Consider the following 25,924-nt stretch of genomic DNA (forward strand, 5'->3'; position numbering starts at 1 on the left):
ATGAAGGTTGCAGTTTTTGGTCGAACGCTTTATGCCGGAGTGATGGCGGCGCTGTTGGCAGAATGTGGGCACAAGGTCTATTGGTGTGACATTTTCGAGCAAGATAGCCCGGAAGCACCTGATTTTCAGGATGAGGCGGTCAATCGCCTGCTGCAGCAGCAACATGCGCAAGGTTTCCTGCATTACTGTAGCCTGAAAGAGCTGGGTCTGGAGATGGATGTTTATCTGTTTAGCCTGAATCCGGCAGAAGAGCCGCTGCTGATTGAACTGTTGCAGCAGCTCCAGCAGCGTCCGATCATTCATCCGAAACTGATGATCAATGCTTCAACCCTTGGCTTGCAGGGTACGGCACGACTGAAACAGCTGCTGCCTGAAGATGACTGGGTGTATTTGCCGGATATGAGCCAGGAAGGCAATGCGCTAGCCAGTATTACCCAGGCGGAACAGTTGACTGTGGGCTGTATGAATCCGCAGGTACAGAGTAAAGTGCAGGAGTTTTTACGTCCACTATTTCCACGCAAGCAGCAATACCTGTTTATGCCGGTGCTGGATGCGGAATTTACCAAGCTGAGTATTTCGGGCATGCTGGCGACCCGGATCAGTTATATCAATGACTTGGCTGTGGTGGCAGAAAAACTCGGCATTGATATTGAACATGTGCGTCAGGGCATGGCCGCCGATAGCCGGATTGGCGCGTCCTATATGTATCCGGGCGCCGGTTTTGGCGGAGAAAACTTCTCGCATGATGTTTTAACCCTAGCCAATACGGTTTCAACCACCGGGGTGAAGAGCCAGCTTTTGGCCCAGGTCTGGGAAATTAACGAGCAGCAAAAAGAACTGCTGTTTCGCAAACTGTGGAACTATTATCAGGGCGATTTAAAAGGCAAAACCATTGCCATCTGGGGCGCGGCCTTTAAGGAAAATACTTCACGCGTGCACCATTCACCGATTCACGCCATGCTCAAGGCACTCTGGGCGCAAGGGCTCACGGTTAAATTACACGATCCGCAGGCCTTGCCAGAAATTCAGGCATTGTATGGCGAACGCGATGACCTGATCTTGTGTCAGGACCAGTATGAAGCCGTCAAAGACAGCCATGCGCTGTGCCTGTTAACCGCATGGAAACATTACTGGAGTCCGGACTATAAAACCCTGCTCAACAGTATGCAGCATCCGTTAATTTTAGATGGCCGTAATATCTATGATCCGCAGTTTGTCAAAGCGCAAGGCTTTGCCTATATGGGAGTAGGACGCTAATGAGCAGTTCAGCAGCGCTACATACGCGTGATTCACTGTTATTACAGTTACAGACTTTAAAAAATCAGTTTGAACAGCGCCATTTAACCGATTTATTTGCACAGGATGTGCAGCGTTTCGAGCACTTCTCCGTACGTTTAAAATCGCTGGTTTTCGATTATAGCAAGCAGCGGATCGATGCCGAAGTACTGGCGCAGCTGATTCGCTTTGCTGAGGCACATGACTTATCGGGCTGGATCAACACCCTGTTTTCCACCGATACGATTAACTATACCGAACAGCGTGCAGCCATGCATTGGGCGCTGCGTTTGCCGGAACAGGGCAGTACTCATCCGGAACTGGCTGAGCAGGTGCAGACCCAGCTACAGCGTATGTATCAGCTGGTAGAAAAAATTCATGCCGGGCAGTGCCGCGGTGCCACCGGTGAAGTAATTCAGGATGTGGTCAATATTGGCGTCGGCGGTTCTGATCTGGGACCTTTAATGGCAACTCAGGCGCTGTCCGATTTTAAACATCCAAGTGCCAAGCCACTGAGCGTGCATTTCGTTTCGACCATGGATGGCAGCCAGCTCTCAGATTTACTGCATAAGCTGCGTCCGGAAACCACGCTGTTTATTATTTCCTCTAAATCTTTTGGCACCATTGATACCTTGTCCAATGCACAAACCGTCCGTTTATGGCTGGAAAAAGCCTTGGGCAAACAGGCACGCGTATTACAGCATCATTTTGTTGGGGTATCGACCAAGCCCGATAAAATGACCGCATGGGGCATTGCGCCAGAAAACCAGTTCCTGCTGTGGGATTGGGTGGGTGGCCGTTATTCACTCTGGTCCTGTATCGGCTTGCCGATTGCGCTGATTATCGGGGTGGAAGGTTTTAAAGCCTTTCTGGCCGGGGCCTACGCGGTGGATCAGCATTTCCAGACGGCGCCCTTTGCACAGAATATTCCGGTGTTGATGGGCTTATTGGGTATCTGGAACAATAATTTTCTGGATATTCAGACCCATGCGGTTTTACCTTATGATGGCCGCTTAAAATATTTTGCCTCTTATCTGCAGCAGCTGGAAATGGAATCGAATGGTAAATCGATTCAGCGCAGTGGTGACGCAGTCGAACTGGATACCTGCCCAATTGTCTGGGGTGAAGTAGGACCGAATGCCCAGCATGCGTTTTATCAGCTGCTGCATCAGGGCACACAGGCGGTCAGCTGTGATTTTATTGCCCCAATCAAACGCTACAATGCCAACCAGTTTACCTATGCCGAAAGTGCAGAGGCGCTGGTCGAACAGCACCATCTGGCGCTGTCTAACTGTCTGGCGCAATCGCGCTTACTGGCTTTTGGCAATCAGGCACTGGATCAGGCCGAGCTGGCCAGTCTGCCACCGTATAAGCAATATGCCGGTAATCAGCCGAGTTCAACCTTTTTAATCCAGGAACTGAATCCGTATAGCTTGGGCATGCTGATTGCCTTGTATGAGCATAAGGTCTTTGTCCAGTCGGTGATCTGGAATATTAACCCCTTTGATCAGTGGGGCGTAGAAAAGGGCAAGGAAATTGCCAATCAGCTGTTGCCAATTTTAAATGGCCAGCAGCAGGATGTATCGGCACTGGATGCTTCGACACAGGGTTTAATTCAAATTTTGCTTGACCAGGCGAAAAGTGACAAGGGAATATAATTACAGAGTGAGCAATAAAAAAATGGAGCGTTGAGCTCCATTTTTTATATTAAGCCTGAATCAAGCGGGTCAATTCATCGACATAGTCTTGCATTGGTTTGGGTTGCTGGTCACGGCGGCTTTCAATATTCAAACGCAGCAAAGGTTCGGTATTGGAAGCCCGCACATTAAAACGCCAGGCGCCAAAATCCAGACTGACGCCATCGGTCTGGTCAATGGCCGGATTCTGATCGGCATAGTGCTCAAAGATCTTTTGAATGGTGGTCTGGGTATCTGCTACTTTAAAATTAATTTCGCCTGAGCATGGGAACTTGGCAATCATCTCTTCAACCAGACTCGATAAGGATTGACCGGTTTCAGACAGCACCGCAATCGCCAGTAACCACGGAATCATGCCGCTATCACAATAGGCAAAGTCACGGAAATAGTGGTGGGCACTCATTTCTCCGCCATAAACCGCGTTGTGCTCACGCATCACATCTTTAATAAAGGCATGCCCAGATTTGGACTGGATTGCTTCGCCCTGATACTGTTCCACCACATCAAAGGTGTTCCAGACCAGTCGCGGATCATGCACAATTTTTTCACCGGACTGTTTCAGCAAGAAAGCCTGTGCTAACAGCCCCACGATGTAATAGCCTTCAATAAACTGGCCTTTTTCATCAAACAGGAAGCAGCGGTCAAAGTCGCCATCCCAGGCAATGCCCAGATCTGCACTGTGTGCCAGTACTGCCTCGCGGGTGCTGTCGCGGTTTTCTACCAGAATTGGGTTCGGAATCCCATTCGGGAACGTGCCATCGGCTTCATGGTGAATTTTGACAAACTCCACCGGAACATTCAGGGCCTTGAATTTGTCTTCAATCGCATCAATGACATGACCTGCAGCACCATTGCCGGCATTCACCACCAGCTTCATTGGGCGAATCTTGGCTGGATCAATATAGGTCATCAGATGATCTACAAATTCCGGCAAAATATTGTAGGACTGTGTGGTTCCTTTGGCTGTAACTTCGGTAAATGTACCAGCTTCTGCTAAGGCCTGAATTTCTTTTAAGCCAGTATCGGCACTGATTGGACGGGCATTCTCGCGCACCAGTTTCATGCCGTTATAGTCCATCGGGTTGTGACTGGCAGTGATTTCAATCCCGCCCTGGACATCCAGATGGAAAGCGGCAAAATAGACTTCTTCGGTGCCAGTCATACCCAGATCAAGGACATTTACACCTGCATCATTCAGGCCTTGGATGGTGGCCTGTTTTAAGTCTTCACTGCTTAAACGGATATCGCAGCCAATCGCCACAGTTTTTGGCTGGTAAATCTGGCCATAGGCACGGCCTATTTTATAGGCAATCTCTTCGTTCAGCTCGCTGCCCAGTTTGCCGCGAATATCGTAAGCTTTAAAGCAAGTCAGTTGGGTCATTATTTGTTCTCCATGCAGAAGAAAAAAGGCCGGTGAACCAGCCTTTTTCTGTTTTGCTTATTCTACCGTCACCGATTTGGCCAAGTTACGTGGCTGATCCACATCGGTACCGCGCAGTACCGCGACATGATAGGACAGCAGCTGGACCGGAATACTGTAAACAATCGGCGCCAGCACCGCACTGATTGAGGGAATATGTACCACATGCTGACGCTCTTTGGTTTTAATGCCGCTGTGCTCATCAGCAAATACAAACAGCTCGCCACCACGGGCCTGTACTTCTTCCATATTGGATTTCAGTTTATCCAGCATGTCATCTTTTGGTGCCAGAATCACCACCGGCATTTCATTGTCGACCAGAGCCAAAGGACCATGTTTCAGTTCACCGGCGGCATAACCTTCGGCATGAATATAGGAAATTTCCTTCAGCTTCAGGGCACCTTCAAGCGCAATCGGGAACTGGGTGCCACGGCCGAGGAACAGGCAGTGGTTCTTTTCCACAAACAGCTCGGATAAGTGCAGAATCGCCGGGTTATGTTGCAGGGTATCCAGAATCACTTTTGGTGTATGCCATAATTCCGCGATAATCTCGGTAACCGTCCTGTCTGCAATGCTCTGTTTGACCTGACCAATTTTCAGAATCAGCAGCATCAGCGCAGCCAGCTGTGTAGTAAAAGCTTTGGTTGATGCCACGCCAATTTCCGGTCCCGCCAAAGTTAACAGGCTGTGATGGGTTTCGCGCACCATTGACGAGGTGGCTACGTTACAAATTGCCATGGTGCAAATGTTCAGGCCTTTGGCCGCAGCACGTTTTTGGGTATCGCGCAGTGCAGCCAAGGTATCGGCGGTTTCACCCGATTGGGAAATACAGATGTACAGGGTATTGTTAACAATTACCGGCGTGCGATAGCGGTATTCGCTGGCAATTTCGACCTGACACGGCACATCAATCAGCTGTTCAAACCAGTACTTGGCAATCATGCCGGCATGGTAGCTGGTACCACAGGCAATAATCTGCACCTGCTGGATGTTGGCGAAGTCCTGCTCGGCCTGGGCCAGAAAGTCTTCACGCAGCGCATTGCCATTTAAGGCCTGAGAAATGGTTTGCTGAATCGCTTCTGGCTGCTCATAAATCTCTTTGAGCATATAGTGCTTGTATTCACCTTTAGAGGCATTGCTGACCGTCGCATCCAGCTCTTTCACCGGACGGTTCACCAGCTGACCATCAACAAAAACTTCGATGGTTTCACGGGTTAAACGGGCAATATCGCCTTCTTCCAGATAAATAAAGCGGTTGGTAATTGGCAACAAGGCCAGCTGGTCCGAGCTGATAAAGTTCTCGCCAATCCCGACGCCAATTACCAGTGGTGAACCTTCACGAACGGTAATCAGCTCATCCGGATGATCGGTATGGATAATACCGAGTGCATAGGCCCCTTTGAGCTGCGGCACTACCTGTTTCACCGCTTCCAGTAAACTTGGGGTTGATTTCAGGGCATCATTGACCAGATGCGCAACCACTTCAGTATCGGTTTGCGAGGTAAACACATAGCCAAGCGCTTCCAGGTCATCTTTAAGTTCCTGGAAGTTTTCAATAATCCCGTTATGCACCACTGCCACATTGCCTGAAATATGCGGATGGGCATTATTTTCAGTTGGCTTGCCATGAGTCGCCCAGCGTGTGTGTGCGATCCCCAATGAACCGGTTAATTCGGCTTCAATAACCGCCTGTTCCAGATTGGCCACTTTCCCGACACGACGTTCACGTAATACATGACCGCCATTGATTAGCGCCAGACCGGCAGAATCATAGCCACGGTATTCCAGACGCTTTAAGCCTTCAATCAGGATATTGCTAATATTACGTTCTGCAACGCCACCGACGATACCACACATAATCTTTTCCTCTTATTTTTTCAGTTTTTGGGGACGTTGATAATTATCTTTACTCAACTGTTTTGAGCGTTCAAAGGCCAGGCTATGGTCAGCCACATCACGGGTAATTACCGAGCCGGCACCCACCGTTGCGCCGTTGCCAATGGTTACTGGTGCCACCAGCGAGCTGTTTGAGCCAATGAAAGCCGCATCGCCAATGATGGTTTTGAATTTATTGGCGCCGTCATAGTTACAGGTAATGGTGCCTGCGCCAATATTGGAACCGGCGCCGACTTCTGCATCGCCTAAATAGGTAAAGTGATTGGCTTTGGAGCCAACACCAATCTGGGTGTTTTTGACTTCAACAAAGTTGCCAATATGCACCTCATTGGCCAGTACCGCACCTGGACGCAGGCGGGCAAATGGACCAATCTGTACATCTTCACCGACAATAGCATTTTCAAAGACGCTATACGGCTGAACTTTGGTGCCGGCCGCAATTTTACTGTTTTTAATCACACAGCCTGCGCCAATTTCAACGCGATCGCCGAGCTCAACTTCACCTTCAATAATCACATTGATGTCAATACGTACGTCTTGACCTACTTTGAGTGAACCACGTAAGTCGAAGCGACTTGGATCAATCAGATGCACGCCTTGCTGCATTAACTGTTTGGCCTGGAAGTTCTGGAATTCACGTTCCAAGGCGGCCAGTTGCACCCGGTCATTGACACCTTCGACTTCAAAGGCACGTTCCGGCTGAACCGAAGCCACCTGCATGCCATCGGCAATGGCCATGGCCACAATATCGGTCAGGTAGTATTCGCCCTGTGCGTTGTCATTGGACAGCTTTGGTAACCACTGATGCAGTTTGGCATTGCTGACGCAGTAAATGCCGGTATTGATTTCCTGAATCTGGCGCTGGGCCTCAGAAGCATCTTTATGTTCAACAATGGCCTGAATCTGGCCATTGTCACGTACAATACGGCCGTAACCGGTCGCATCTGGTAGGGTCAGCGTGACCAGACCAATACCGGTAGCCTGACTGGCCTCGACCAGTTGCTCTAAGGTGGCCTGGCTAATGCACGGCACATCACCGGATAGAATAATTGAAACACCATCCTGACCCAGTACCGGCAGCGCCATTTGGACCGCATGTCCGGTCCCGAGCTGCTCGGCCTGTTCCACCCATTGAACCGTTTCATGGGCAAAGGCCTGTTGTACCTGTTCGCCGCCATGGCCATAAATGGTAATAATATTATCTGCTTGTAATTGTTGTGCCGTTTCAATCACGTGACCCAGAAGCGGGCGTCCTGCAAGGGGTTGAAGCACTTTCGGAAGGCTGGAGCGCATACGCGTTCCTTTCCCTGCGGCAAGAATAATCACGGTGGTAGACATGTATAATCCTAGTTATTGCTAAACCAAAATAAAATAAAGATAAATTAAAATACAGATTGCTGCCCAGAGTCCGGCAATCAGATCATCCAGCATAATGCCAAAGCCGCCATCGACCTGACGGTCAATCACCCGGATGGGCCAGGGTTTCCAGACATCAAACAGCCGGAACAGGGCAAAGCCTGCAATGACCCATAGCGTATTCATCTGGCCAAAATAGATCAGCGGTAAAAAGGTAATCGACTGTCCGGCAAATTCATCCCAAACAATACGGCCATCATCATGGACGCCCATCACCCGTGCGGTTTGCCCGCAGATATAAATCCCGACCAGTGACATCAGCAGAATCGCCACAACCGAATAGGCAAAACCAAGCCACAGCCACAGCGGAATAAACAGCAGCGCAAAGGCTGAGCCGAAGGTGCCGGGAGCTTTGGGTAACAGGCCTGATCCAAACCCGACCCCACAGAAGACAACCAGGCGGTCGGGCCAGCTCATCGCTTTAAAATGAATGGCAGGTTTAGGCAAAGTGTTGGTATCCCTGGAATTGGAGCGAATGATCTACGCCATTCTGCACAAAATGAAGTTCGGGTGCTGCATGAATTTGTCCAATCTTGGTAACGCGGACATTCAGCGGTTGTTGTAAAAGTTGTTCAAAATGCTGTGGGCTGATGCTAAAGCACAGTTCATAGTCATCGCCGCCAGCCAGCGCATATTGCCAGCGCTGTGTGTCAGGTAAATGACGCAGAGTATCGCTAAGCGGTAACAGATCCAGATCTAGGGTGGCGCCAACCTTTGAGGCTTTAAGAATATGTCCCAAGTCTTGGGCCAGACCATCTGAAACATCAATCATGCTCGAGGCCAGACCTTTCAGTTGCTGGCCCAGTTCGCAGCGCGGGGTTGGATAATCCAGACGCTGCTGCAGTGCATGACCTGGATGCTTCAGGCCAAAGGCGGCATCACCGACGGTGCCGCTGACACAGATATAATCACCCGGCTGGGCACCGGCGCGGGTAATCGCCTGACCGGTATCTATCCAGCCCAAGGCGGTCACGGATAAGGTTAAATGCGGACTTTGGGTGGTATCTCCACCAATTAAGCGCACCCCAAATTGATCGCAGCAATCATACAGACCCTGGCTAAAGGCTTTCAGCCAGTCGTGATCAATTTGGGATAGGCTCAAGGCCAGTAGAATACTGTGCGGCGTGGCACCCATGGCAGCAATATCGGAGAGATTGACTGCAACAGATTTCCAGCCAATGGCATGTGGATCAGTATCTAATGGGAAGTGTCGTCCAGCAACCAGCGTGTCGGCGCAAATCACCAGCTGTTGCTGTGGGGGAGGAGTCAGCACGGCTGAGTCATCACCAACACCTAAGTCGACAGAACTACCGTGCTGCCGATTGAAATAGGTGTCAATAATGGAAAACTCAGCCATCGCATCAATCTGTCAATTATTTAGATTGCTGTTTTTCTGCTGCACGTAATGAGCTGGCCAAACGGTCAAGAACACCGTTAATGTATTTATGGCTGTCTGCACCGCCAAAATGTTTTGCCAGCTCAATGGCTTCGTCTAAAACCACGCGATATGGAATTTCCAGATGTTCTTTCAATTCATAGGCGCCCAGACGAAGGGTTGCGAGTTCAACGCCGTCAAGGGCATCAATTTCGCGGTCAAGCACAGGGATTAAGAGCGCATCCAATGCTTCATGATTGGCAACCACTTGAGTCAACAATTCATGATAATAGCCGAGATCCACTTTGTGCATGGCATTTTCGACACGCGTGCGTGCTTCAATCTCGTGCACCGGATTGTGGCTCATCTGCCATTCATAAATTCCTTGTACAGCAAAACGACGTGCTTTACGTTTTGCTGCATAAGTTGCTTGAAGTGTTTGCGACATAGCGTTAAATAGCCTTTAACAAGTTAACCATTTCAATTGCAGTTAAAGCAGCTTCGCTACCTTTATTACCTGCTTTTGTACCCGAGCGTTCAATCGCTTGTTCGATACTATCCGTAGTCAATACACCGTTAATGACCGGTAAGCCAGTGTCCAGGCCAACCACGCCTAAACCTTTGGCACATTCGCCTGCAACAAAGTCGAAGTGAGGCGTACTGCCACGAATCACCGCGCCCAGTGCAATAATGGCATCGAAACGATCAGATGCTGCCAGTTTTTTCGCAACAACCGGAAGTTCCCACGCCCCTGGTGCATGAACAACAGTGATATTATCCTCTGATACACCATGACGTTTCAATGTGTCGATGGCACCTTCCAGCAAATGTTCCACCACAAAGCTATTAAAACGACCAACTAAAATCGCGTAACGGCCTTCGCTCGCGAGATGTAACATACCTTCAATACGGCGAACTGCCATAGCAAACCTCGATGATTTCTTAAGTTGTTTGTTGTGCGGTGACGTATTCCACCACTTCCAAGTTAAAGCCGGACAAGGCATTGAAACGTAATGGCGAGCTGAGCAGCTTCATTTTTTCAACACCTAAATCACGTAAAATCTGTGCACCTACCCCAATGGTCTGATACTGCTGAGACAGCGCCGCATTGGATTTACTTTTCTTCGGTGCATTTAAGCTGTCCAGTGCCGGACCTAAATCCTGCAGATGACGCTGGCCAATCCAGACCAGTACACCACGATCGCTGCTGGCGATTTCTTTTAAGGCACGGTCCAGGTTCCAGGCCGGTTCACCATCCTGCTTGTTCAGTTTTAGCAGGTCACGGGTCGGATTAAACCCATGCACACGGACGGTGGTCACGCCGTCTTTTGGCTCACCTTTGACCAGCGCCAGATGAATATCCGGGTTACCCAGTTCACGGTAACGATACAGGTCAAAGCTGCCATATTCGGTATCAATAGTCTGCTGATCCAGACGCTCAACGGTTTGTTCATTGGTCATGCGGTAATGGATCAGGTCGGCGATGGTGCCCATTTTCAGACCGTGTTTTTCTGCAAACACTTCCAGATCGGCACGGCGCGCCATGGTGCCATCTTCTTTAATAATTTCACAAATCACCGAAGCAGGTTCTAGACCGGCCAAACGGGACAGGTCACAGCCGGCTTCAGTATGACCGGCGCGGTGCAGCACACCACCTGGTTGTGCCATCAGCGGGAAAATATGACCCGGCTGGACAATATCGGCCGGTTTGGCATGAGCAGCAACCGCAGTACGAATAGTATGCGCACGTTCAGCCGCGGAAATTCCGGTGGTGATGCCTTCTGCGGCTTCAATCGACAGGGTAAAGTTGGTGCCATGCTGGGCGCCGTTGGCATCGACCATGAGTGGCAGGTTTAACTGCTGGCAACGCTCACGGCTTAGGGTCAGGCAGACCAGACCGCGGGCATGGGTGATCATAAAGTTGATGTCTTCCGGGCGAACATGCGTGGCAGCCATGACTAAATCGCCTTCATTTTCACGATCTTCATCATCCATCAGGATAACCATTTTTCCTGCACGGATATCTGCTACTAGCTCTTCAACTGTATTGAGCGGCATCAACCTTCACCTTCTTTTTGTCTCAACGGACATTTTCATGACATTAATTGTGGCATAGTCTAACGCTTTTTCGTAGGTTTTGCCTATGCTTATCCGTTTCCCGGTCTGCTTCATTGTTATACACAGTGGCTGCTGGCTTGAAAAGGGCCGGCGTCTGGAAAAAACTTGAATTGTGCAGAATATTTAAGCAATTGATCTGTAAAAAAATATAAACAGCAAGCCGCAAAAACCAGGAATTTTTTTAAAAACGCTTTTATACATTTAGACTACGATTTAAATCAGCCAGATAAAACAGGAATGGCGAACAGGCTTGGGGTGAGGTTCAAAAATTTTAGAATAGGCAATAAAAAAGCCCCAATCTTTCGATCAGGGCTTTTTGAATTTGGAGCAGGAAACGAGACTCGAACTCGCGACCCCAACCTTGGCAAGAGTCACCGACATAAAATACACTAAATAACATAATTGGTATTTTAATAAACTCTATATATAACAGTTATATAGAGTTTTTATTTTGTATGGTGTAATTTAAGGTGGGGTGGGGTACTTTGATTTTTGGTCACTAATTTATTGTGATAATCAACAATAATAACCGACATACACATGCTTAATCTAAAGGTGTTTTACTGACTGGTATAATTTTATAATGAGAGGGGTGTTGCCTGGGGCTACGGTTTCTGTTTTGCCTTTTGGCGTAAGACGTACAAATATAAGCTTTCTACTTTTTCACGTGCCCATGGTGTGGTACGCAAGAATCGCAATGATGATTTAACACTTGGATCTATGCAAAAACATCTAATTTCAATTTTACGACTTAAACCTTCAAAGCCACCGTAGTAATCCAATAATTCATCCAAAATGTCAGCAAGTTTTTTGCCGTGTAAAGGGTCATTGGAGGTGTTCATAATAGATCAATCGTATTTTGGGTGGCCATTATTATAACCTGGGCTAGTTGGAAAACTAGAGAGTTGGAATGTAAGTAATGATGGACTGAATAGCCACCAAAATTCTGGAGCACACCCAGCCATCGGTTGATGCATCATATATATGACTTGGTAATCCCATTTGATGTGCAGGAAAGTTCTTTCTGAATGGGTCACCTTTTAACGGAAGTAGGTAAGAGGAAAGTTCTAAACCTTTACTGATCGCTTCTGCACTGTATTCAAAGGCGATTAATGGTCGACCTGTGATTGCGGTTGAGGAGACCAGTGTACCCCAAAGCCAATATTCACCCCATCCATTGTAGTAAACATTAAGTTTTTTGAGCATGGATTTATTTCCTTTTGATACGTTGGCGAGCCGTATTGCTCTCATAGCGGAGAATGTCATCTACACTGTTTAAATCAGGTTTGAAGAGTTCCTCTAATTCTTGTAATCGGCCTAGGACCATGGCAACGCGTACTAAATTTTCAAATGAAACATTTCGACCTGCTTCCAGATTGGATACTGTATTCACACCAATACCAGCACGTGCAGCAACATCTGCCTGAGTCATTTCCAGATAAAGTCGTTCTTTACGAAGCCTCTCACATAATAATCCAACAACTTCTTCAGGTTTTCTGAATTTTAAATCCATAATATTGGGTCTTATGTCCATATATGTCTATTAAACCACAAAATAATGGAGTTATAAAATAAACCAGTTGATCGGTAAGAAGGTGCTTTATTGGCCTGATTAGATCCTATTAGATTAAAGAAATCTAATTAGACATTTACAATCTAATACAATCTATGGTAATAAATAAATCATTGCTGAGTAATTAAAATGATGACCATCTCCAATGACCCTTGGCACTTTCCACGTACCCAACTGGCGAAACAAATTTTAGGCATGTTTGAGACTGGACTAGCTAGTTCTCTGACTTTTTTTGCCCCACGCCGGATGGGAAAAACTGAATTTTTACGAAAAGATATTACGCCCCTAGCAGAACAGCTTGGATGGCGCGTTTTTTATTTCAGTTTTTTAGATGCAGGCCTGCATAGTGAAGGGCAGTTTGTAAAAGCTCTTGATGAGTTTTCAAAACAAAATGGCTTAATGGGGAAAGCCACACATTGGATTAAAAATATTGGTTCTTTAAGTACAGAGATGGCAGGGGTAAAAGCTGAAGTGACACTTCTACAAGGACAAGTGAATTCCAGTATTTTGTCTAGCATTACTAAACTGGCTCAGCAGGGGAAACCTATTTTACTGTTACTTGATGAGATTCAGGCTTTAGCTAGTTCAAAATATAAAACCACGATTGCCAGTTTACGTACCGCTTTAGATATGCATAAAGAAACAATAAAGGTGATTTTTACTGGTTCAAGTCGAGAAGGCCTGAGACAAATGTTTTCTGTGAGTAGTGCTCCATTTTTTCATTATGGACAGAATTTACCTTTTCCAAATCTAACAAAAGCATTTACAGATCATCTGGCAGATGTATTTAATCAGACAACAGGACGTAGTTTGAATAAAGAAATTTTATGGCACGCTTTTTTAGATATGAAGCAAAGTCCTCAACTAGTAAGATCATTAGTGGAGCGTTTAGCCTTAAACCCAATGCTGGCTATAGATTTTGCCAAGGAACAGCTTATAGCCGATACAATGGGGCATCGTGACTTTTCGGGATTATGGGGAGAGTTTAAGTTATTAGAACAGCTAATTTTAAAAGCCATAGCGGAATCACAAGTTGAACTTTATAGTAGTCAATTTAGACAACATCTGGCTGATTCCATTGGTGTAGATAACATTGCGGTATCAAGTATTCAATCGGCCCTACGTTCTTTATCAAAAAAACAAATTATTTTTAAACCAGAAAATGGTACTTATGAAATCGAGGATGCTCTTTTTAAAGAATGGATTATGGATGAAGCATAATTTTGAAAACTCATTTGGATAAAAATGAACCGTACCGGGTTTGTCGGAGACTTTTTTATTTAAGTTAGGCCACCTGACCTAACGGGTTAATCTTATCATAGTACATTGCTTCAAACTCAAAAGGCGATACATAACCCAGTGCACTGTGTACACGCTTTTTATTGAACCAATCTACCCAGTTTAGTGTCGCAAGTTGTACATCTGCTAAACCTTGCCAATCTGCTTTTAAATATTCAATCACCTCTGTTTTGTATAAGCCATTCACTGTTTCAGCCAGAGCATTATCGTATGAATCACCAGTTGTACCGACTGATGCTCGTAAATTTGCAGCTTCTAAACGATTGGTATAGCGAATGGAAAGATATTGAACACCTCTATCGGAATGATGAATCACATTCTTTGGCATGCCTCGATCGTGCAATGCTTGTTCTAATGCATCAAGCACCATATCTGTATTCATCCGTGTAGATACTTTCCATCCAACAATTGCTCGTGAGAACACATCAATAATAAAGGCGGTATTGAGGAGTTATCCAAGGGTTGTAAAAGGAAAACCTCAAAAATACCCAAGAAAAAGCCAGTCAATCTCTTAACTGACTGGCATTACCGTATACAACGGGCTTTATTTAATGATCAACGTGATTAAACGTATTAAGCGGTTTTCATTGAACCGGTTTCTTCAAATTGGGCATGCCAAGACAAAGCTTCATTCAATAAATGTGGTGTCTGACCACCACGCGCGCAGGCACGTTCAAAATAATAATTTAAACTATCACGGTAATCTGGATGAGCACAGATATCGATAATCTTGCGGGCACGTTCACGCGGTGCCAAACCACGCAGATCTGCCAAACCTTGCTCAGTCACCAGAATATCAACGTCATGATCGGTATGGTCGGTATGGCTGACTAGGGGAACGACTGAAGAAATCGCACCACCTTTGGCATAGGATTTGGTCACAAAGATGGCAATATGCGCATGACGGGTAAAATCTCCCGAGCCTCCAATGCCGTTCATCATCTTGGTTCCAGTAACATGGGTTGAATTCACATTTCCGTAAATATCAAACTCAAGTGCTGTATTAATCGCAATAATCCCGAGACGGCGAATCAGTTCAGGATTATTGGAAAGTTCCTGTGGACGCAAGACAATTTTATCTTTGTATCGATCAAAATTGTTCATCACTCGTGCGGCACAGTCATCGGTCAGGGTCATGGAGCAACCTGAAGCAAAGGTCATCTTGCCTGAATCGATAAGCTGGAAAGTGCAATCCTGCAAGACTTCAGAATACATTTCCAGATTATTGAAATTGGAATGTTCGAAGCCGGCAAAGACCGCATTGGCCACGGAGCCCACACCGGATTGCAGCGGCCCCAGATTTTCAGGTAAACGCCCTGCTGCCACTTCCTGTTCAAAGAAATGAATCAGGTGACTGGCAATCGCCAGCGTTTCTTGATCCGGTTCGTCCATGCCAAAGGAAGTGTCTGGAATCTCATTGATGACAATCGCAGAAATTTTTTCAGGTGCAACATGAATCCCGATTGTTCCAATTTTGTCACTGGCTTGAGTCAGAGGAATTGGCTCGCGGTTTGGGCGCGCTTGAGGTACATAGATATCGTGAACACCTTCTAGCACGGGATTAATCGTCATATCAATTTCAATAATGACCCGATCTGCCATTTCGATGAAATTTGCAGAATTTCCGCAAGAGCCTGTCGGAATAATCTGACAGTCTTCAGTAATCGCAGTTGCAGCAATTACAGCCACATTAATCGCTGGCAAGTTTTTATGACGGATATTATCGGCCAGTTCAGAGAGATGCTGATCGACATACATCACTTCACCGGCATTAATCGCTTTACGTAAAGAAGGATCTGCCTGATAAGGATAACGGCGGGTTATGACATGTGCTTCATTGAGTTTTCCATCAATCCGGTTCCCCAGACTTGCACCTGTCGCCAAGGTAATATGAATTGGATACTTCTGTGCATATTCAGCCAAGGCTAAAGGCACAGTTTTCGCTTCACCTGCCCCCCCAAAACCACTTAAACCCACTACATCGCCATCTTGAATCAGTTGTAGTGCTTTTTCGACAGATACGACTTTATCTTGTAATGGGAGCAAACGAATGCGCTCTAAACCGTTCATAAAAAATCTCAAAAATATAAAATAAAGAGGCATCTGCTCCTGATGAACCAAGAGCATTAGCGTCTAAATCAATCAATAATTAATTTTGCTAATTCGAGCATTGAATTTTGGCTGGACTTAAACCAGTTCCACTGCAATCGCAGTTGCTTCACCGCCACCGATACACAGTGCGGCAATACCTTTCTTGCCACCAGTACGTTTTAAGGCATGAATCAAGGTCACAATAATACGGGAACCAGAAGACCCCAGTGGATGACCGAGCGCACATGCGCCACCGTTGATGTTGACTTTTGCAGTATCCAGTTTAAAGCCATCAATGGCTAGCATCGTCACCATGGCAAAAGCCTCATTAATTTCCCAGAGGTCCACATCAGCGGCATCCCAACCGGTTTTTTTCAGGACTTTTTCAATCGCACCGACAGGTGCAATGGTGAATTCCGAAGGATGCTGCGAATGGCTGGCATAGGCCAAAATATTAGCCAGCGGTTTTAAGTTACGCTGTGCAGCAATTTCACTAGAGGTGACCACCAGTGCTGAAGCACCGTCTGAAATTGAACTGGCATTTGCTGCGGTAATGGTTCCGTCTTTTTTGAAGGCTGGACGCAAGCTTGGAATTTTGTCCGCTTTGGCATTTAAAGGCTGTTCATCCTGCTCAACCACCACATCGCCTTTACGGTTACTGACAGTGACTGCTACGATTTCATCTTTAAAGAAGCCTTGCTGAACAGCCGTCACCGCTTTGTTTAATGAGCCAATGGCATAATCGTCCTGCTGTTCGCGTGTATAGCCTTTTTTATCTGCCATTTCCTGTGCCAGAATTCCCATCGACAGACCTGTTTCTGCATCTTCCAGACCTTCCTGGAACATGTGATCCGTGACTTTGCCATGTCCCATACGGAAACCGGCACGTGCCTTGTCCATCAAATATGGCGCATTAGACATAGATTCCATGCCACCTGCGACCACAATTTCAGCCGAACCCGCTTTGATTGCATCTGCTGCCTGCATCACCGCTTTCATGCCTGAGCCACAGATTTTATTGATCGTGGTGGCGCCTGTTGAATCCGGTAAGCCGGCTTGACGCATGGCCTGACGTGCCGGGCCCTGTTTTAAACCCGCCGGCAGTACACAGCCCATAATTACTTCATCAATATCGTTTGCAGTTAAACCTGCACGAGCTACAGCTTCCTTGATCGCCACAGCACCCAAATCAGGCGCCGTACAGCTTGAAAGTGAGCCTTGAAAACCGCCCATTGCGGTACGTACAGCTTCTACAATTACAATCATTCTAATCTCATCCTTTTTCATCATTGTTATTTAACACCGCACAGTAGCAGCTCTGCAGTGTTTGTCCTTCGCAATATTTGCCGGTTTAAGCCTGTGCAGTGAAATAGTCTTCAGGTAATTGCATGACCAGTTCTGCACCTGCCTGAATACGTTGAATTCGGGCACTCAAATCCGGGAGAATTTTGGCGACATAATAGTTCGCCAGTACCAATTTGTTCTGGAAATAGCTATCGTCTTTCGTTGATGCAGCTTTGCTGATACGCGCATACATATACACAAAGCTGAGCAAACCCACCGCATGCAGATAATCGACCGCAATCGAGTTGGCAAAGTCCGGATTCAGTTGAGACTGCTCGAGGATAAAGCCGGTGATGTCTTCCAGTTGCTGACAGGTCTCTAATGTCGCCGCTTTAACCGTCAATGAATCATCCAGACCTTGGGCGAACTCGCGGATTTCAGCGATATACTCTGCAATATAAGCACCTTTACATTTGGTGGTTTTACGGCCAATCAGGTCAATTGCCTGTACACCATTGGTGCCTTCATAAATCTGTGAAATGCGCAGATCGCGAATACATTGTTCCATACCCCATTCACGGATATAACCATGACCACCGAAGCACATTTGCGCTTCCAGTGCAGAATCCAATGCTTTATCAGTCAGATATGCTTTGGCAATTGGGGTTAACAGAGCCACACGGTCGGTCGCTTTACGCACAGCTTCAGCATCGGTCGAATATTTGGTGATATCCAGCTGCTGACCGACATAGACAGCAAAGGCACGAGATGCTTCATTGTTGGCGCGCACATTCAGCAACATCCGGCGCACATCACCATGTACCAGAATCGAATCGGCTGGTTTTTCCGGTGATTTCGCACCGGTCGAGGCGCGTCCCTGTAAACGGTCTGTCGCATATTGTGCCGCATTCTGATAAGCAAATTCTGCCGCGCCAATGCCCTGAATTCCCATCGACAGGCGTTCGTAGTTCATCATCACGAACATGCCGGCCAGTCCTTCATTTTCGTTACCGACCATATAAGCTTTGGCACCATCAAAGTTCATGACGCAGGTCGCCGAGCCTTTAATTCCCATCTTATGTTCGATTGAACCCGCAGATACTGCATTACGTTCACCGAGTGAACCATCTGCATTCACTAGAAATTTCGGTACAATAAACAGGGAAATCCCACGTGAACCGGCGGGTGCATTTGGTGTTTTCGCCAGCACCAGATGAATGATATTTTCACTCAGGTCATGTTCACCGCTGGTAATAAAGATTTTGGTGCCACTGATGTTATAGCTGCCATCTTCATTGGGTTCAGCCTTGGTTTTGATTATGCCAAGATCAGTACCCGAATGTGGCTCAGTCAGACACATGGTGCCCGACCATTCGCCCGTATAGAATTTTGGTAAATAGGTTTCTTTCTGTTCTTGTGAAGCACGATCATTAATCGCCATGCCTGCACCCACGGTTAACAGCGGGTAAAGCATAAATGATGGATTGGTACTCCAGATCATTTCATCGGCCAGCACGGTCAGCATTTTTGGCATATTCTGCCCGCCCCATTCTTCACTGGCACCTAAACCTACCCAGCCACCTTCAGCAAACTGCTTAAAGGCATCTTTAAAGCCTGTAGGTGTGGTCACTTCACCATCTTTAAACTGAGCACCACCTTCTTCATCCGCAGGACGATTCAGGTCAAGAATGACATTCTTGGAAAATTTGGCCATCTCTTCCAGAATTGCATTTGCAGTTGCCATATCTAAATGTGCAAGATTTTCATTACCTTGCCAAAATTGTTCAGCTTGAAACACATCATTTAAAATAAATTCCATGTCTTTTAGCGGCGCATTATAAATAGGCATTCTTACATTCCTTAACTGGTGATACTCAATTCTGTTGCTGAGCGTTTTATAATCATTGATTAATGAAAATCTTTTTTATGATTTTACTTCAATCAATGCATATCAATCGAAAGTCATCATCTCGAATTAATCCAGCAGTAAATCTCATTCAACTAAATAAGCGACATAAAATTTAAAAACCAAAGCTTCATGTCACCGTTATTTACTGAACCAAGCAGGCTTAAAATGATTCTTTATTCACCGTTATAATCCTTTGCCAGGACGGTCTTAAACCGAATAATGATTTCACTTGATGTGCTGAAACAATAAAATAATTATGCTGAAAATGGAATTTTATTTAGCAAAGTTGATCTCTAGGGTTCAGTTTTCTTGACAATATTTCCAGACTGACACCATTTATATTTTTCATTGTCAGCAGTTGCTGCATAAATATACAAAATTAGATAAATATCACGACCTTAGTTTTATAGCTATCTTGGGTAAAATTGAATATTCTTGAAAGGTTCTTTTTCGAAAAATATGGACCAAGAGGATGACGACTGTAAGACAGCAGAACTTCCTTCTTCGTAAAGAGAAGATCCTGAGCATGGCTGAAAGCCTGCTACTGGACAATAATCAGGACATTACCCTGAGTGAGCTGGCCAGTGAACTGGACATCGCGAAAGGAACGATCTACAAGCATTTCAAAAGCAAGAACCAGTTATATTTAGAACTAATTATTCTGAATGAAAAAAGAATTCTGGAAATATCAAAAAAATATAATAACGATATTAAAAATTATGTTTCGCAATATATGCTCTATCACATGCTCAATTCCAATCGCACCATCCTGTTGCATGTGATTGAAGAGCGTTTAACCAATAACGAAAAAAATCTGAAAGATTTATTTCAGGAGCTTTATCGGATTCGCGAAGAACGGATTATCCGGATTAAAGACATAACCCATGATTATCTGGTGGCTTTAGAAAGTGCCATGTCGATTCGGGATTATTTGTCTTATATCTGGACCGTGACTTATGGTGCTTCACTATTATTAAATTCGACCAATTATCAAAAAGCGATTGGTTCACGTGAACGCCTGATTAAGCTATATATTAATCAGGCGCTGATGACCCCGGATAAAATCTCATCAGTATAATCACTAAAATAAAAAATGCCTGATTCGATCAGGCATTTTTTATCTGGCTAGGCTTTGTTGCATAAATATGTAAGCATCTGATTTAAATAAATTTAATTTTGGATCAAAAAATAATCAAAACTTCTAAAATCATATAGTTATGAAATCTTTGTGCAACAAAGCCATCTGGCTATATGATTTCATAAGATCACTTTCGCGATCTAACTCGACAACCATCAGGCAGCCACAGGCGGGAAACCATCTTCGGTTAAAGCTGCAACAATCTCAGACTCACTGGCTGTCGATTCAACTTCGACCAGTTTAGTGGCCCCATCAATATTCACAGTGGCATTTTCATCCAGATCTTTAAGCGTAGCCGTGACACTGCGCGCGCAGCCACCACAGGTCATGTTTTCAATACGGAATTTCATGTTTAGCTCCATAGGTTCGGTTTAAAGGGCTATTTGCATTTTAGGGTGGGATTTTTATAAATCTCACCGGCTTTGTTGCACAAAGATTTAAAAGGCAGCACTCTGCTCATTTGAACAAAACTCAAGTGACAACTTGGGTATGAGGACGACCTAATTCTGTAAATTTATTCAATACGGCTATGCGTGCATGGATCTCATTTACCTGACGAGGAAAACTCCTTGCCGTTAATTTATCACCTAATAATTTGATGCAATGCATCTTAGTTTCAACCAAACTTCGACGGTGATAACCAGACCATTTTTTCCAAAGTGATCTGCCTAAACGTTTGACTGTTTTTAATAATTCATTCCGCTCTAAAGATCTTAATTTCTGATCTTTCCATGGCTTTGCATTTTTTCTTGGCGGAATGACTGCATGTGTATCTCGATCTAAAACGACTTGTCTACAGTGCTTCGTATCATAAGCACCATCGGTATAGACCGAATCAATTCGTTCATCTAAAGGAATTTGAGCAAGTAAATCATCGAGAACTTGCGAATCGCTTACATTATTTGTAGTAAGTTGTACTGCACGTATTTGAAGGGTTTCAGCATCGATCCCAATATGAAGCTTACGCCATTGGCCACGATATTCAGGTCCATGTTTCTTACGTTTCCATTCACCTTCACCTAGAAACTTCAAGCCAGTTGAGTCTACAAGTAGATGTAACCCATCACTATTTTTTTGATAGCTAATCGCAATATCAATATGTTTTTGTCTTCGACAAAGCGTACTGTAATCTGGCGCTGTCCAACTTAATCCACATAGTTTAATCAGGCTTTGAACAAAACCTGTGACCATGCGTAGAGAGAGTCTGAATAAAGATTTGATCATTAAACAGCATTGAATAGCGGTGTCTGAGTAAGTTTGACTTCGACCTTGCTTGCCTTGTGATTGTGCATACCACTGAGTGTTTGGATCAAACCAAATGGAAATATTACCTCGGTTAATTCAGTCTTCGCAGTATACTGCTCATGTAGGAAGACCAGTTAGTTGTACGATAGATTTTAGGTGTAGGTTTATTCATATTGAAATTATAGGGCTGAATAAACCTTCTAGACTAGGTTTGTGCAACAAAGCCACAATGAGGTATTACGGAGCAATCATGAATAAGAGAACGCTGTTAATGAGCTTAGCGTTGTGCCAAGTGTTTACTGGGTATCCATCTGTCCATGCGAAAACGAGTGAAGTTGTACAACAAACGCTCCAATATGTTGAGCCATGTGAAGCTATAAAACCAGAAAGTGATTTGCTTCGTTATCTCGTTCAACAGTTAGAAGCTCAACCGAAAGGTCAACACAATAAAGTCATTACACAGTTTTGGCAGAAGATTGGCACAATCCAAACGCCGATTATTGAGCCGATCAATGAAAGTTTGAGTCGCGTCATTTATCTATGGCGTGGCGCTCAACATAACGTACGTTTAGTGGGTGGACCGAGTAATGATCACGAATGGTTAACACGCTTACCGAATACTGATATTTGGTTTAAAGAAGCTATTGTTCAAAATGATTTTATCGGCAGTTATAGTTTTGCAGTGGATATCCAGAATGTAGATGGTTATTTATCAAATTATTGCCCACATCTGAATGCTGAGCTGAAAGAGTCACGTCAGCAACGTATGGCACTGCGTCAATCATTTCAACTCGATCCCTACAATGCCAAACGATTCTTAAAACAGCAGATTAAGGGCTTAAGAAATGAAAATCTACTGGTGTTGAATCAAGCACCACAGTTCATCGATCCCTCACAATATCCTGAACGTATATTGCAGTTAAAGCGCTTAAAGCTAAAAAGCAATATACTGAACAATGAACGTGAAATTAAAATTTATCAGTCAGCTAAAAAGAATCCTGAGCAAAGCTATATCACGGCTATTTTTTTCGATGGCAATGAATATGCAACGTTACTGAATGTTCCTAAAGCCTTCGATATTTTAGTCGAACAAGGTAAGTTACCCCCGATACAAGCTGTATTTATTGATCCAGTGAATGCTGACATTCGTCCCAAAGAACTGACACCAAATGCTGCTTTTTCTCAATTTTTTCAAAAAGAATTTTTACCGTGGCTCGATCAGCATATTGAGCGTGATGTCAGTAAAACTGTCTTGCTAGGATCGAGTTTAGGTGGCTTAAGTTCTGCTTATATTGCCTTGGAAAATCCAACCCATATCAGCCATGTGGTTCCCTTATCAGGCTCGTTTTGGTGGAAAAAGGATAAAAGTGATGAACCCAATGGCATGAGCCGGATCATCCATAATAAGACACTACCCATAAAACAGCACTGGTTTATTTCAGCCAATAGCTATGAAACCTCAAGAGCGCATAACGAGCTGAGTATTTTAAATACCTCCCCGATCGTCGCGAATGACTTAAAAGAGAAAGGACAAGATGTTGTCTTTAAGTCCTATACAGGTGGGCATTCTTATGCAGTTTGGCAAGTGGTGGTACAGGATGCATTACAATACTTCTTTGCTAAGAAATAGGAAATCCTAGAGAAATAGAAATATGTCTCTATTTAGCCATACCAATGATAGATCAGAAGGATACTCTTCACAGTGAAAAGTGATATATCCAACCAGATCTTCTTTAATGGTTTTTCAATCTTAACTACTTGATATTAAAACTTATTTTCTTTGAGCTCTAGTATTGTTCAATGTTAGGGCTTAGAGAAATTTTTATTTATAAAAATTAGATGTATTTGAAAAGTAAACAGTTTTATTCAATAAAAATAAAAATAAAAATGGGAATAAACAATAATCATTTTTTTTTGCAATTAAGAATTATTTGCGTTTTGTTGGTGTATAGTACCGACCATTAAAACAGCATTTTAAAATGGTAGGGGAATGGTCGTGAATAGAACAATTTTATTTTTATCTATTGCAGCAGTTTCATTTTACTCAATGGCAGATGAAACCTCAGTTTTACCAACAATTGTGGTAAAGGCAGACTCTCAAGAAACCGATGTCACAGGAAAACTTAAAAAGAAAGCGACACTGAATATTTTGGGTGAAAAAGATGTTTTAGATACTCCATTTACAATTCGTAACTACAGTCAACAAGCCATTGAGGATGCACATGCGCATTCGATTATGGAAGTGTTAAAGATCGACCCAAGTATTCGTACCACAACGAATACGGGTCATTTAAATGAAAACTTTAATATCCGTGGCTTTAATGTCAATTGGGAAGATTACAATTTAAATGGTGCTTATGGCATGGCGCCTACAGGCCGTGTTTCGACCGATATTTTAAGCTCTGTTACTGTGCTTAAAGGCCCGAATGCATTGGTTGCGGGGATGGCACCAGGAGGGAGTGTTGGCGGCGTGATTATTGCCAATACCAAACGTGCTGATAAAGAACTATCGCGCGTGACGGCCAATTTTGAAGAGGGTGGGTACTATAAATCAGGTTTTGATGTTGCACGCCGTTTTGGACAAGATCAGGAGTTTGGCGCTCGCGTAAGTGCTCACTATGGTCAAGGTGAACATACTATTGATGGTATGGACGATGAAAACGTTTCAGCCGTGGTGGGTTTAGATTGGACAACCGACAAGGCAAAATTTAATTTTGATGCTTATGTAACAGACGATAAACGTCAAGATGGTTCACCTGCAATGGTGTCCTTTGCACAATTAGGTAAAGTGCTCGACGCGCCTGATGGTCGTAGTAACTTTTTCCCTAATATTCATGGCAAGCAGTCTGCACAATATGTTGGCCTGTCTGGTGAATATAAATTACTGGATAATTTAAAAGTAATTGCAGGTGCGGGTACCGTCGAACAAAAATATCAAGGACATCTTTTTGGTACACGGATGATTGTGACCAATGATGCAGGTGATGCAAACTCTCAGTACTATCATGTGAAATTAAAACAAAATAATACTTCTGCCAATATTGGTTTAGAAGGTGCTTTTAATACCGGATCACTTGCACACAAAGTGGGTTTACGTGCAGACTTTTTGAATGTTGAAACGAGAAAACACACAGGGCGAGGTTCTCCAGCAGTTTCATTTCAAACCAACCTCTATAATCCAGGCAATGGAGGTACAATGCCCGCTGAAGCGCCTGCGATGTTTAAACAAGCAGATGATGATTTTGTAAGTTACTCATTGACTGATCAAATTTCGATGCTTGATGATAAGGTGCAGTTGATTTTAGGTGCGCGATTCCAAGACATGGATATTAATAATCCATTGACCAATGTTAAATACAGTGAAAATAAATTATCACCAAGCCTAGGTCTTGTTGTTAAACCATTTGGTGAAGATCTATCGTTCTATACCAGCTATGTAGAAGGGCTATCTCAAGGCAAAACTGTAAATGAAGAATCTGATGCAAATTATGGTGTGACGTTTGCTCCATTAGAAACGAAGCAATATGAAATTGGCGCGAAATACCAGCATGGTTCTTGGTTACATACTTTAACGGCCTACCAAATTGAAAAACCTGACACTATTAGTTCTAATTACTCTGATCCAACAAATACGAACATCACAACGATTACAACTGATGGCGTAGAAACAACATCTAAAGGTGTGGAATATGGCTTCTCTGGCAACATAACAGATAATGCTATTATTTGGGGTAATTTGGCCTACATTGATGCTGAATATACTAAAACTCCAACAGCTATCGAAGGGAATACCGTTATTGGTCAGCCAGAATTTACAGCAGGCTTGGGTGTTGAATATAAACTTCCAGTGGATGGTTTCAGTGTGAATGCTCGTGCCACATATGTGGATGAGCAATATTTAACACAGGATAACAAGCTTGAATTACCTGACTACACATTATTGGATATTGGTGCGAAATACAAAACCAATCTAGGCGGTGTAGATACAACCTTCCGTGCCAATATTGACAATGTGACCGATGAGAAATATTGGGCTGGCGTTTTCGGTAATGGATTTACAACAATTGGTGCAGGTCGCACGTATAAATTAGGCGTGTCATTTGATTTCTAAGTTTTAGTTAATTGCATAAATGACACGAAATCTTATTGAGACAACTTCTATATGGAGTTGTCTCATTTCTATATTGA

20 protein-coding genes and 3 pseudogenes are annotated in these 25,924 nt (G+C 44.5%); 6 read left to right on the plus strand and 17 right to left on the minus strand.

Annotated elements, in window-relative coordinates:
• Together FTU69_RS07550 and pgi are read left to right on the plus strand one after the other, a co-directional pair.
• Entirely contained in the window at positions 1–1,257 is a 1,257-nt protein-coding gene (locus FTU69_RS07550) for a nucleotide sugar dehydrogenase (RefSeq protein WP_104487822.1), read from the plus strand.
• Entirely contained in the window at positions 1,257–2,933 is a 1,677-nt protein-coding gene (gene pgi, locus FTU69_RS07555) for a glucose-6-phosphate isomerase (protein WP_180103673.1), read from the plus strand. Before FTU69_RS07550 ends, pgi begins: the two co-directional genes overlap by 1 nt.
• 49 nt (positions 2,934–2,982) lie before the next feature.
• On the opposite strand, the gene FTU69_RS07560 is transcribed toward pgi, so the two are convergent.
• The 11 genes and pseudogenes from FTU69_RS07560 to FTU69_RS07610 all read right to left on the minus strand — a co-directional run bounded on the left by FTU69_RS07560 (position 2,983) and on the right by FTU69_RS07610 (position 12,710).
• On the minus strand, positions 2,983–4,353 hold the full coding sequence (locus tag FTU69_RS07560) for a phosphomannomutase CpsG (protein WP_180103674.1): 1,371 nt from the start codon (positions 4,351–4,353) through the stop codon (positions 2,983–2,985).
• A 57-nt stretch (positions 4,354–4,410) separates the two neighbouring features.
• Positions 4,411–6,249, minus strand: coding sequence for a glutamine--fructose-6-phosphate transaminase (isomerizing) (gene glmS / locus FTU69_RS07565; protein ID WP_168407438.1), 1,839 nt, complete (start codon positions 6,247–6,249; stop codon positions 4,411–4,413).
• Positions 6,250–6,261: 12 nt separating this feature from the next.
• On the minus strand, positions 6,262–7,626 hold the full coding sequence (gene glmU, locus FTU69_RS07570; protein ID WP_045795572.1) for a bifunctional UDP-N-acetylglucosamine diphosphorylase/glucosamine-1-phosphate N-acetyltransferase GlmU: 1,365 nt from the start codon (positions 7,624–7,626) through the stop codon (positions 6,262–6,264).
• 18 nt (positions 7,627–7,644) lie between these two features.
• Positions 7,645–8,121 carry a phosphatidylglycerophosphatase A gene (locus FTU69_RS07575; protein ID WP_162182857.1) on the minus strand — a complete coding sequence of 159 codons (477 nt, stop codon included), beginning with the start codon at positions 8,119–8,121 and terminating at the stop codon, positions 7,645–7,647.
• A 22-nt stretch (positions 8,122–8,143) separates the two neighbouring features.
• Positions 8,144–9,061 (minus strand): thiamine-phosphate kinase, encoded by a 918-nt coding sequence (gene thiL, locus FTU69_RS07580; RefSeq protein WP_104472365.1) that lies wholly within the window; start codon positions 9,059–9,061, stop codon positions 8,144–8,146.
• 16 nt (positions 9,062–9,077) lie between these two features.
• The gene (gene nusB, locus FTU69_RS07585; protein WP_005181335.1) at positions 9,078–9,527 is read right to left on the minus strand and encodes a transcription antitermination factor NusB; all 450 of its coding nucleotides are present in this window, start codon (positions 9,525–9,527) and stop codon (positions 9,078–9,080) included.
• 4 nt (positions 9,528–9,531) lie between these two features.
• The gene (gene ribE, locus FTU69_RS07590) at positions 9,532–10,002 is read right to left on the minus strand and encodes a 6,7-dimethyl-8-ribityllumazine synthase (RefSeq protein WP_005181338.1); all 471 of its coding nucleotides are present in this window, start codon (positions 10,000–10,002) and stop codon (positions 9,532–9,534) included.
• A gap of 19 nt (positions 10,003–10,021) precedes the next feature.
• Positions 10,022–11,137 (minus strand): bifunctional 3,4-dihydroxy-2-butanone-4-phosphate synthase/GTP cyclohydrolase II, encoded by a 1,116-nt coding sequence (ribBA, locus tag FTU69_RS07595; RefSeq protein ID WP_104505832.1) that lies wholly within the window; start codon positions 11,135–11,137, stop codon positions 10,022–10,024.
• Positions 11,138–11,802: 665 nt separating this feature from the next.
• Positions 11,803–12,039, minus strand: a complete 237-nt coding sequence (locus tag FTU69_RS07600) for a VF530 family DNA-binding protein (protein ID WP_002058193.1) — start codon at positions 12,037–12,039, stop codon at positions 11,803–11,805.
• Positions 12,040–12,154: 115 nt separating this feature from the next.
• Positions 12,155–12,403: pseudogene (locus tag FTU69_RS07605) on the minus strand (type II toxin-antitoxin system HipA family toxin); the annotation flags it as partial.
• A 4-nt stretch (positions 12,404–12,407) separates the two neighbouring features.
• Entirely contained in the window at positions 12,408–12,710 is a 303-nt protein-coding gene (locus FTU69_RS07610; protein ID WP_180103675.1) for a helix-turn-helix transcriptional regulator, read from the minus strand.
• A 189-nt stretch (positions 12,711–12,899) separates the two neighbouring features.
• Here FTU69_RS07610 and FTU69_RS07615 point away from each other — a divergent pair, with 189 nt between their 5' ends.
• Positions 12,900–13,991 carry a hypothetical protein gene (locus FTU69_RS07615; RefSeq protein WP_180103676.1) on the plus strand — a complete coding sequence of 364 codons (1,092 nt, stop codon included), beginning with the start codon at positions 12,900–12,902 and terminating at the stop codon, positions 13,989–13,991.
• 64 nt (positions 13,992–14,055) lie between these two features.
• Here the strand turns inward: FTU69_RS07615 and FTU69_RS07620 are convergent.
• From FTU69_RS07620 to FTU69_RS07635, 4 genes and pseudogenes are all read right to left on the minus strand, one after another.
• Positions 14,056–14,511 (minus strand): annotated as a pseudogene (locus FTU69_RS07620) (IS3 family transposase); the annotation flags it as partial.
• 131 nt (positions 14,512–14,642) lie between these two features.
• Complete coding sequence (locus tag FTU69_RS07625; protein ID WP_180103677.1) at positions 14,643–16,139, minus strand: succinate CoA transferase; 1,497 nt, start codon at positions 16,137–16,139, stop codon at positions 14,643–14,645.
• A 117-nt stretch (positions 16,140–16,256) separates the two neighbouring features.
• On the minus strand, positions 16,257–17,432 hold the full coding sequence (locus FTU69_RS07630; protein ID WP_171062587.1) for a thiolase family protein: 1,176 nt from the start codon (positions 17,430–17,432) through the stop codon (positions 16,257–16,259).
• Between the two features lie 79 nt (positions 17,433–17,511).
• Complete coding sequence (locus FTU69_RS07635) at positions 17,512–19,293, minus strand: acyl-CoA dehydrogenase C-terminal domain-containing protein (RefSeq protein ID WP_180046500.1); 1,782 nt, start codon at positions 19,291–19,293, stop codon at positions 17,512–17,514.
• Positions 19,294–19,825: 532 nt separating this feature from the next.
• On the opposite strand from FTU69_RS07635, the gene FTU69_RS07640 reads away from it, so the two are divergent.
• Positions 19,826–20,431 carry a TetR/AcrR family transcriptional regulator gene (locus tag FTU69_RS07640; RefSeq protein WP_180046502.1) on the plus strand — a complete coding sequence of 202 codons (606 nt, stop codon included), beginning with the start codon at positions 19,826–19,828 and terminating at the stop codon, positions 20,429–20,431.
• Between the two features lie 215 nt (positions 20,432–20,646).
• Here the strand turns inward: FTU69_RS07640 and FTU69_RS07645 are convergent, their stop codons facing one another.
• Together FTU69_RS07645 and FTU69_RS07650 are read right to left on the minus strand one after the other, a co-directional pair.
• Positions 20,647–20,841 (minus strand): heavy-metal-associated domain-containing protein, encoded by a 195-nt coding sequence (locus tag FTU69_RS07645; RefSeq protein ID WP_180103678.1) that lies wholly within the window; start codon positions 20,839–20,841, stop codon positions 20,647–20,649.
• Positions 20,842–20,962: 121 nt separating this feature from the next.
• Positions 20,963–21,908, minus strand: a pseudogene (locus tag FTU69_RS07650) (IS5 family transposase).
• 78 nt (positions 21,909–21,986) lie between these two features.
• On the opposite strand from FTU69_RS07650, the gene FTU69_RS07655 reads away from it, so the two are divergent.
• Both FTU69_RS07655 and FTU69_RS07660 read left to right on the plus strand, forming a co-directional pair.
• The gene (locus tag FTU69_RS07655) at positions 21,987–23,366 is read left to right on the plus strand and encodes an alpha/beta hydrolase-fold protein (protein ID WP_257223610.1); all 1,380 of its coding nucleotides are present in this window, start codon (positions 21,987–21,989) and stop codon (positions 23,364–23,366) included.
• A 366-nt stretch (positions 23,367–23,732) separates the two neighbouring features.
• On the plus strand, positions 23,733–25,847 hold the full coding sequence (locus tag FTU69_RS07660) for a TonB-dependent receptor (RefSeq protein ID WP_180103679.1): 2,115 nt from the start codon (positions 23,733–23,735) through the stop codon (positions 25,845–25,847).
• Positions 25,848–25,924: the final 77 nt, after the last annotated feature.

This window comes from Acinetobacter sp. YH12134 (assembly GCF_013418555.1).
GTDB lineage: Bacteria > Pseudomonadota > Gammaproteobacteria > Pseudomonadales > Moraxellaceae > Acinetobacter > Acinetobacter indicus.

Bases quoted from the DNA above. Each gene is read 5' to 3' on its own strand.
- thiL (WP_104472365.1), bottom strand. From the start codon at position 9,061: ATGGCTGAGTTTTCCATTATTGACACCTATTTCAATCGGCAGCACGGT.
- FTU69_RS07575 (WP_162182857.1), bottom strand. From the start codon at position 8,121: ATGAGCTGGCCCGACCGCCTGGTTGTCTTCTGTGGGGTCGGGTTTGGA.
- FTU69_RS07635 (WP_180046500.1), bottom strand. From the start codon at position 19,293: ATGCCTATTTATAATGCGCCGCTAAAAGACATGGAATTTATTTTAAAT.
- nusB (WP_005181335.1), bottom strand. From the start codon at position 9,527: ATGTCGCAAACACTTCAAGCAACTTATGCAGCAAAACGTAAAGCACGT.
- glmU (WP_045795572.1), bottom strand. From the start codon at position 7,626: ATGTCTACCACCGTGATTATTCTTGCCGCAGGGAAAGGAACGCGTATG.
- ribE (WP_005181338.1), bottom strand. From the start codon at position 10,002: ATGGCAGTTCGCCGTATTGAAGGTATGTTACATCTCGCGAGCGAAGGC.
- FTU69_RS07655 (WP_257223610.1), top strand. From the start codon at position 21,987: ATGAATAAGAGAACGCTGTTAATGAGCTTAGCGTTGTGCCAAGTGTTT.
- FTU69_RS07610 (WP_180103675.1), bottom strand. From the start codon at position 12,710: ATGGATTTAAAATTCAGAAAACCTGAAGAAGTTGTTGGATTATTATGT.
- pgi (WP_180103673.1), top strand. From the start codon at position 1,257: ATGAGCAGTTCAGCAGCGCTACATACGCGTGATTCACTGTTATTACAG.
- ribBA (WP_104505832.1), bottom strand. From the start codon at position 11,137: ATGCCGCTCAATACAGTTGAAGAGCTAGTAGCAGATATCCGTGCAGGA.
- FTU69_RS07560 (WP_180103674.1), bottom strand. From the start codon at position 4,353: ATGACCCAACTGACTTGCTTTAAAGCTTACGATATTCGCGGCAAACTG.
- FTU69_RS07600 (WP_002058193.1), bottom strand. From the start codon at position 12,039: ATGAACACCTCCAATGACCCTTTACACGGCAAAAAACTTGCTGACATT.
- FTU69_RS07640 (WP_180046502.1), top strand. From the start codon at position 19,826: ATGACGACTGTAAGACAGCAGAACTTCCTTCTTCGTAAAGAGAAGATC.
- FTU69_RS07550 (WP_104487822.1), top strand. From the start codon at position 1: ATGAAGGTTGCAGTTTTTGGTCGAACGCTTTATGCCGGAGTGATGGCG.
- glmS (WP_168407438.1), bottom strand. From the start codon at position 6,249: ATGTGTGGTATCGTCGGTGGCGTTGCAGAACGTAATATTAGCAATATC.
- FTU69_RS07625 (WP_180103677.1), bottom strand. From the start codon at position 16,139: ATGAACGGTTTAGAGCGCATTCGTTTGCTCCCATTACAAGATAAAGTC.
- FTU69_RS07645 (WP_180103678.1), bottom strand. From the start codon at position 20,841: ATGAAATTCCGTATTGAAAACATGACCTGTGGTGGCTGCGCGCGCAGT.
- FTU69_RS07615 (WP_180103676.1), top strand. From the start codon at position 12,900: ATGATGACCATCTCCAATGACCCTTGGCACTTTCCACGTACCCAACTG.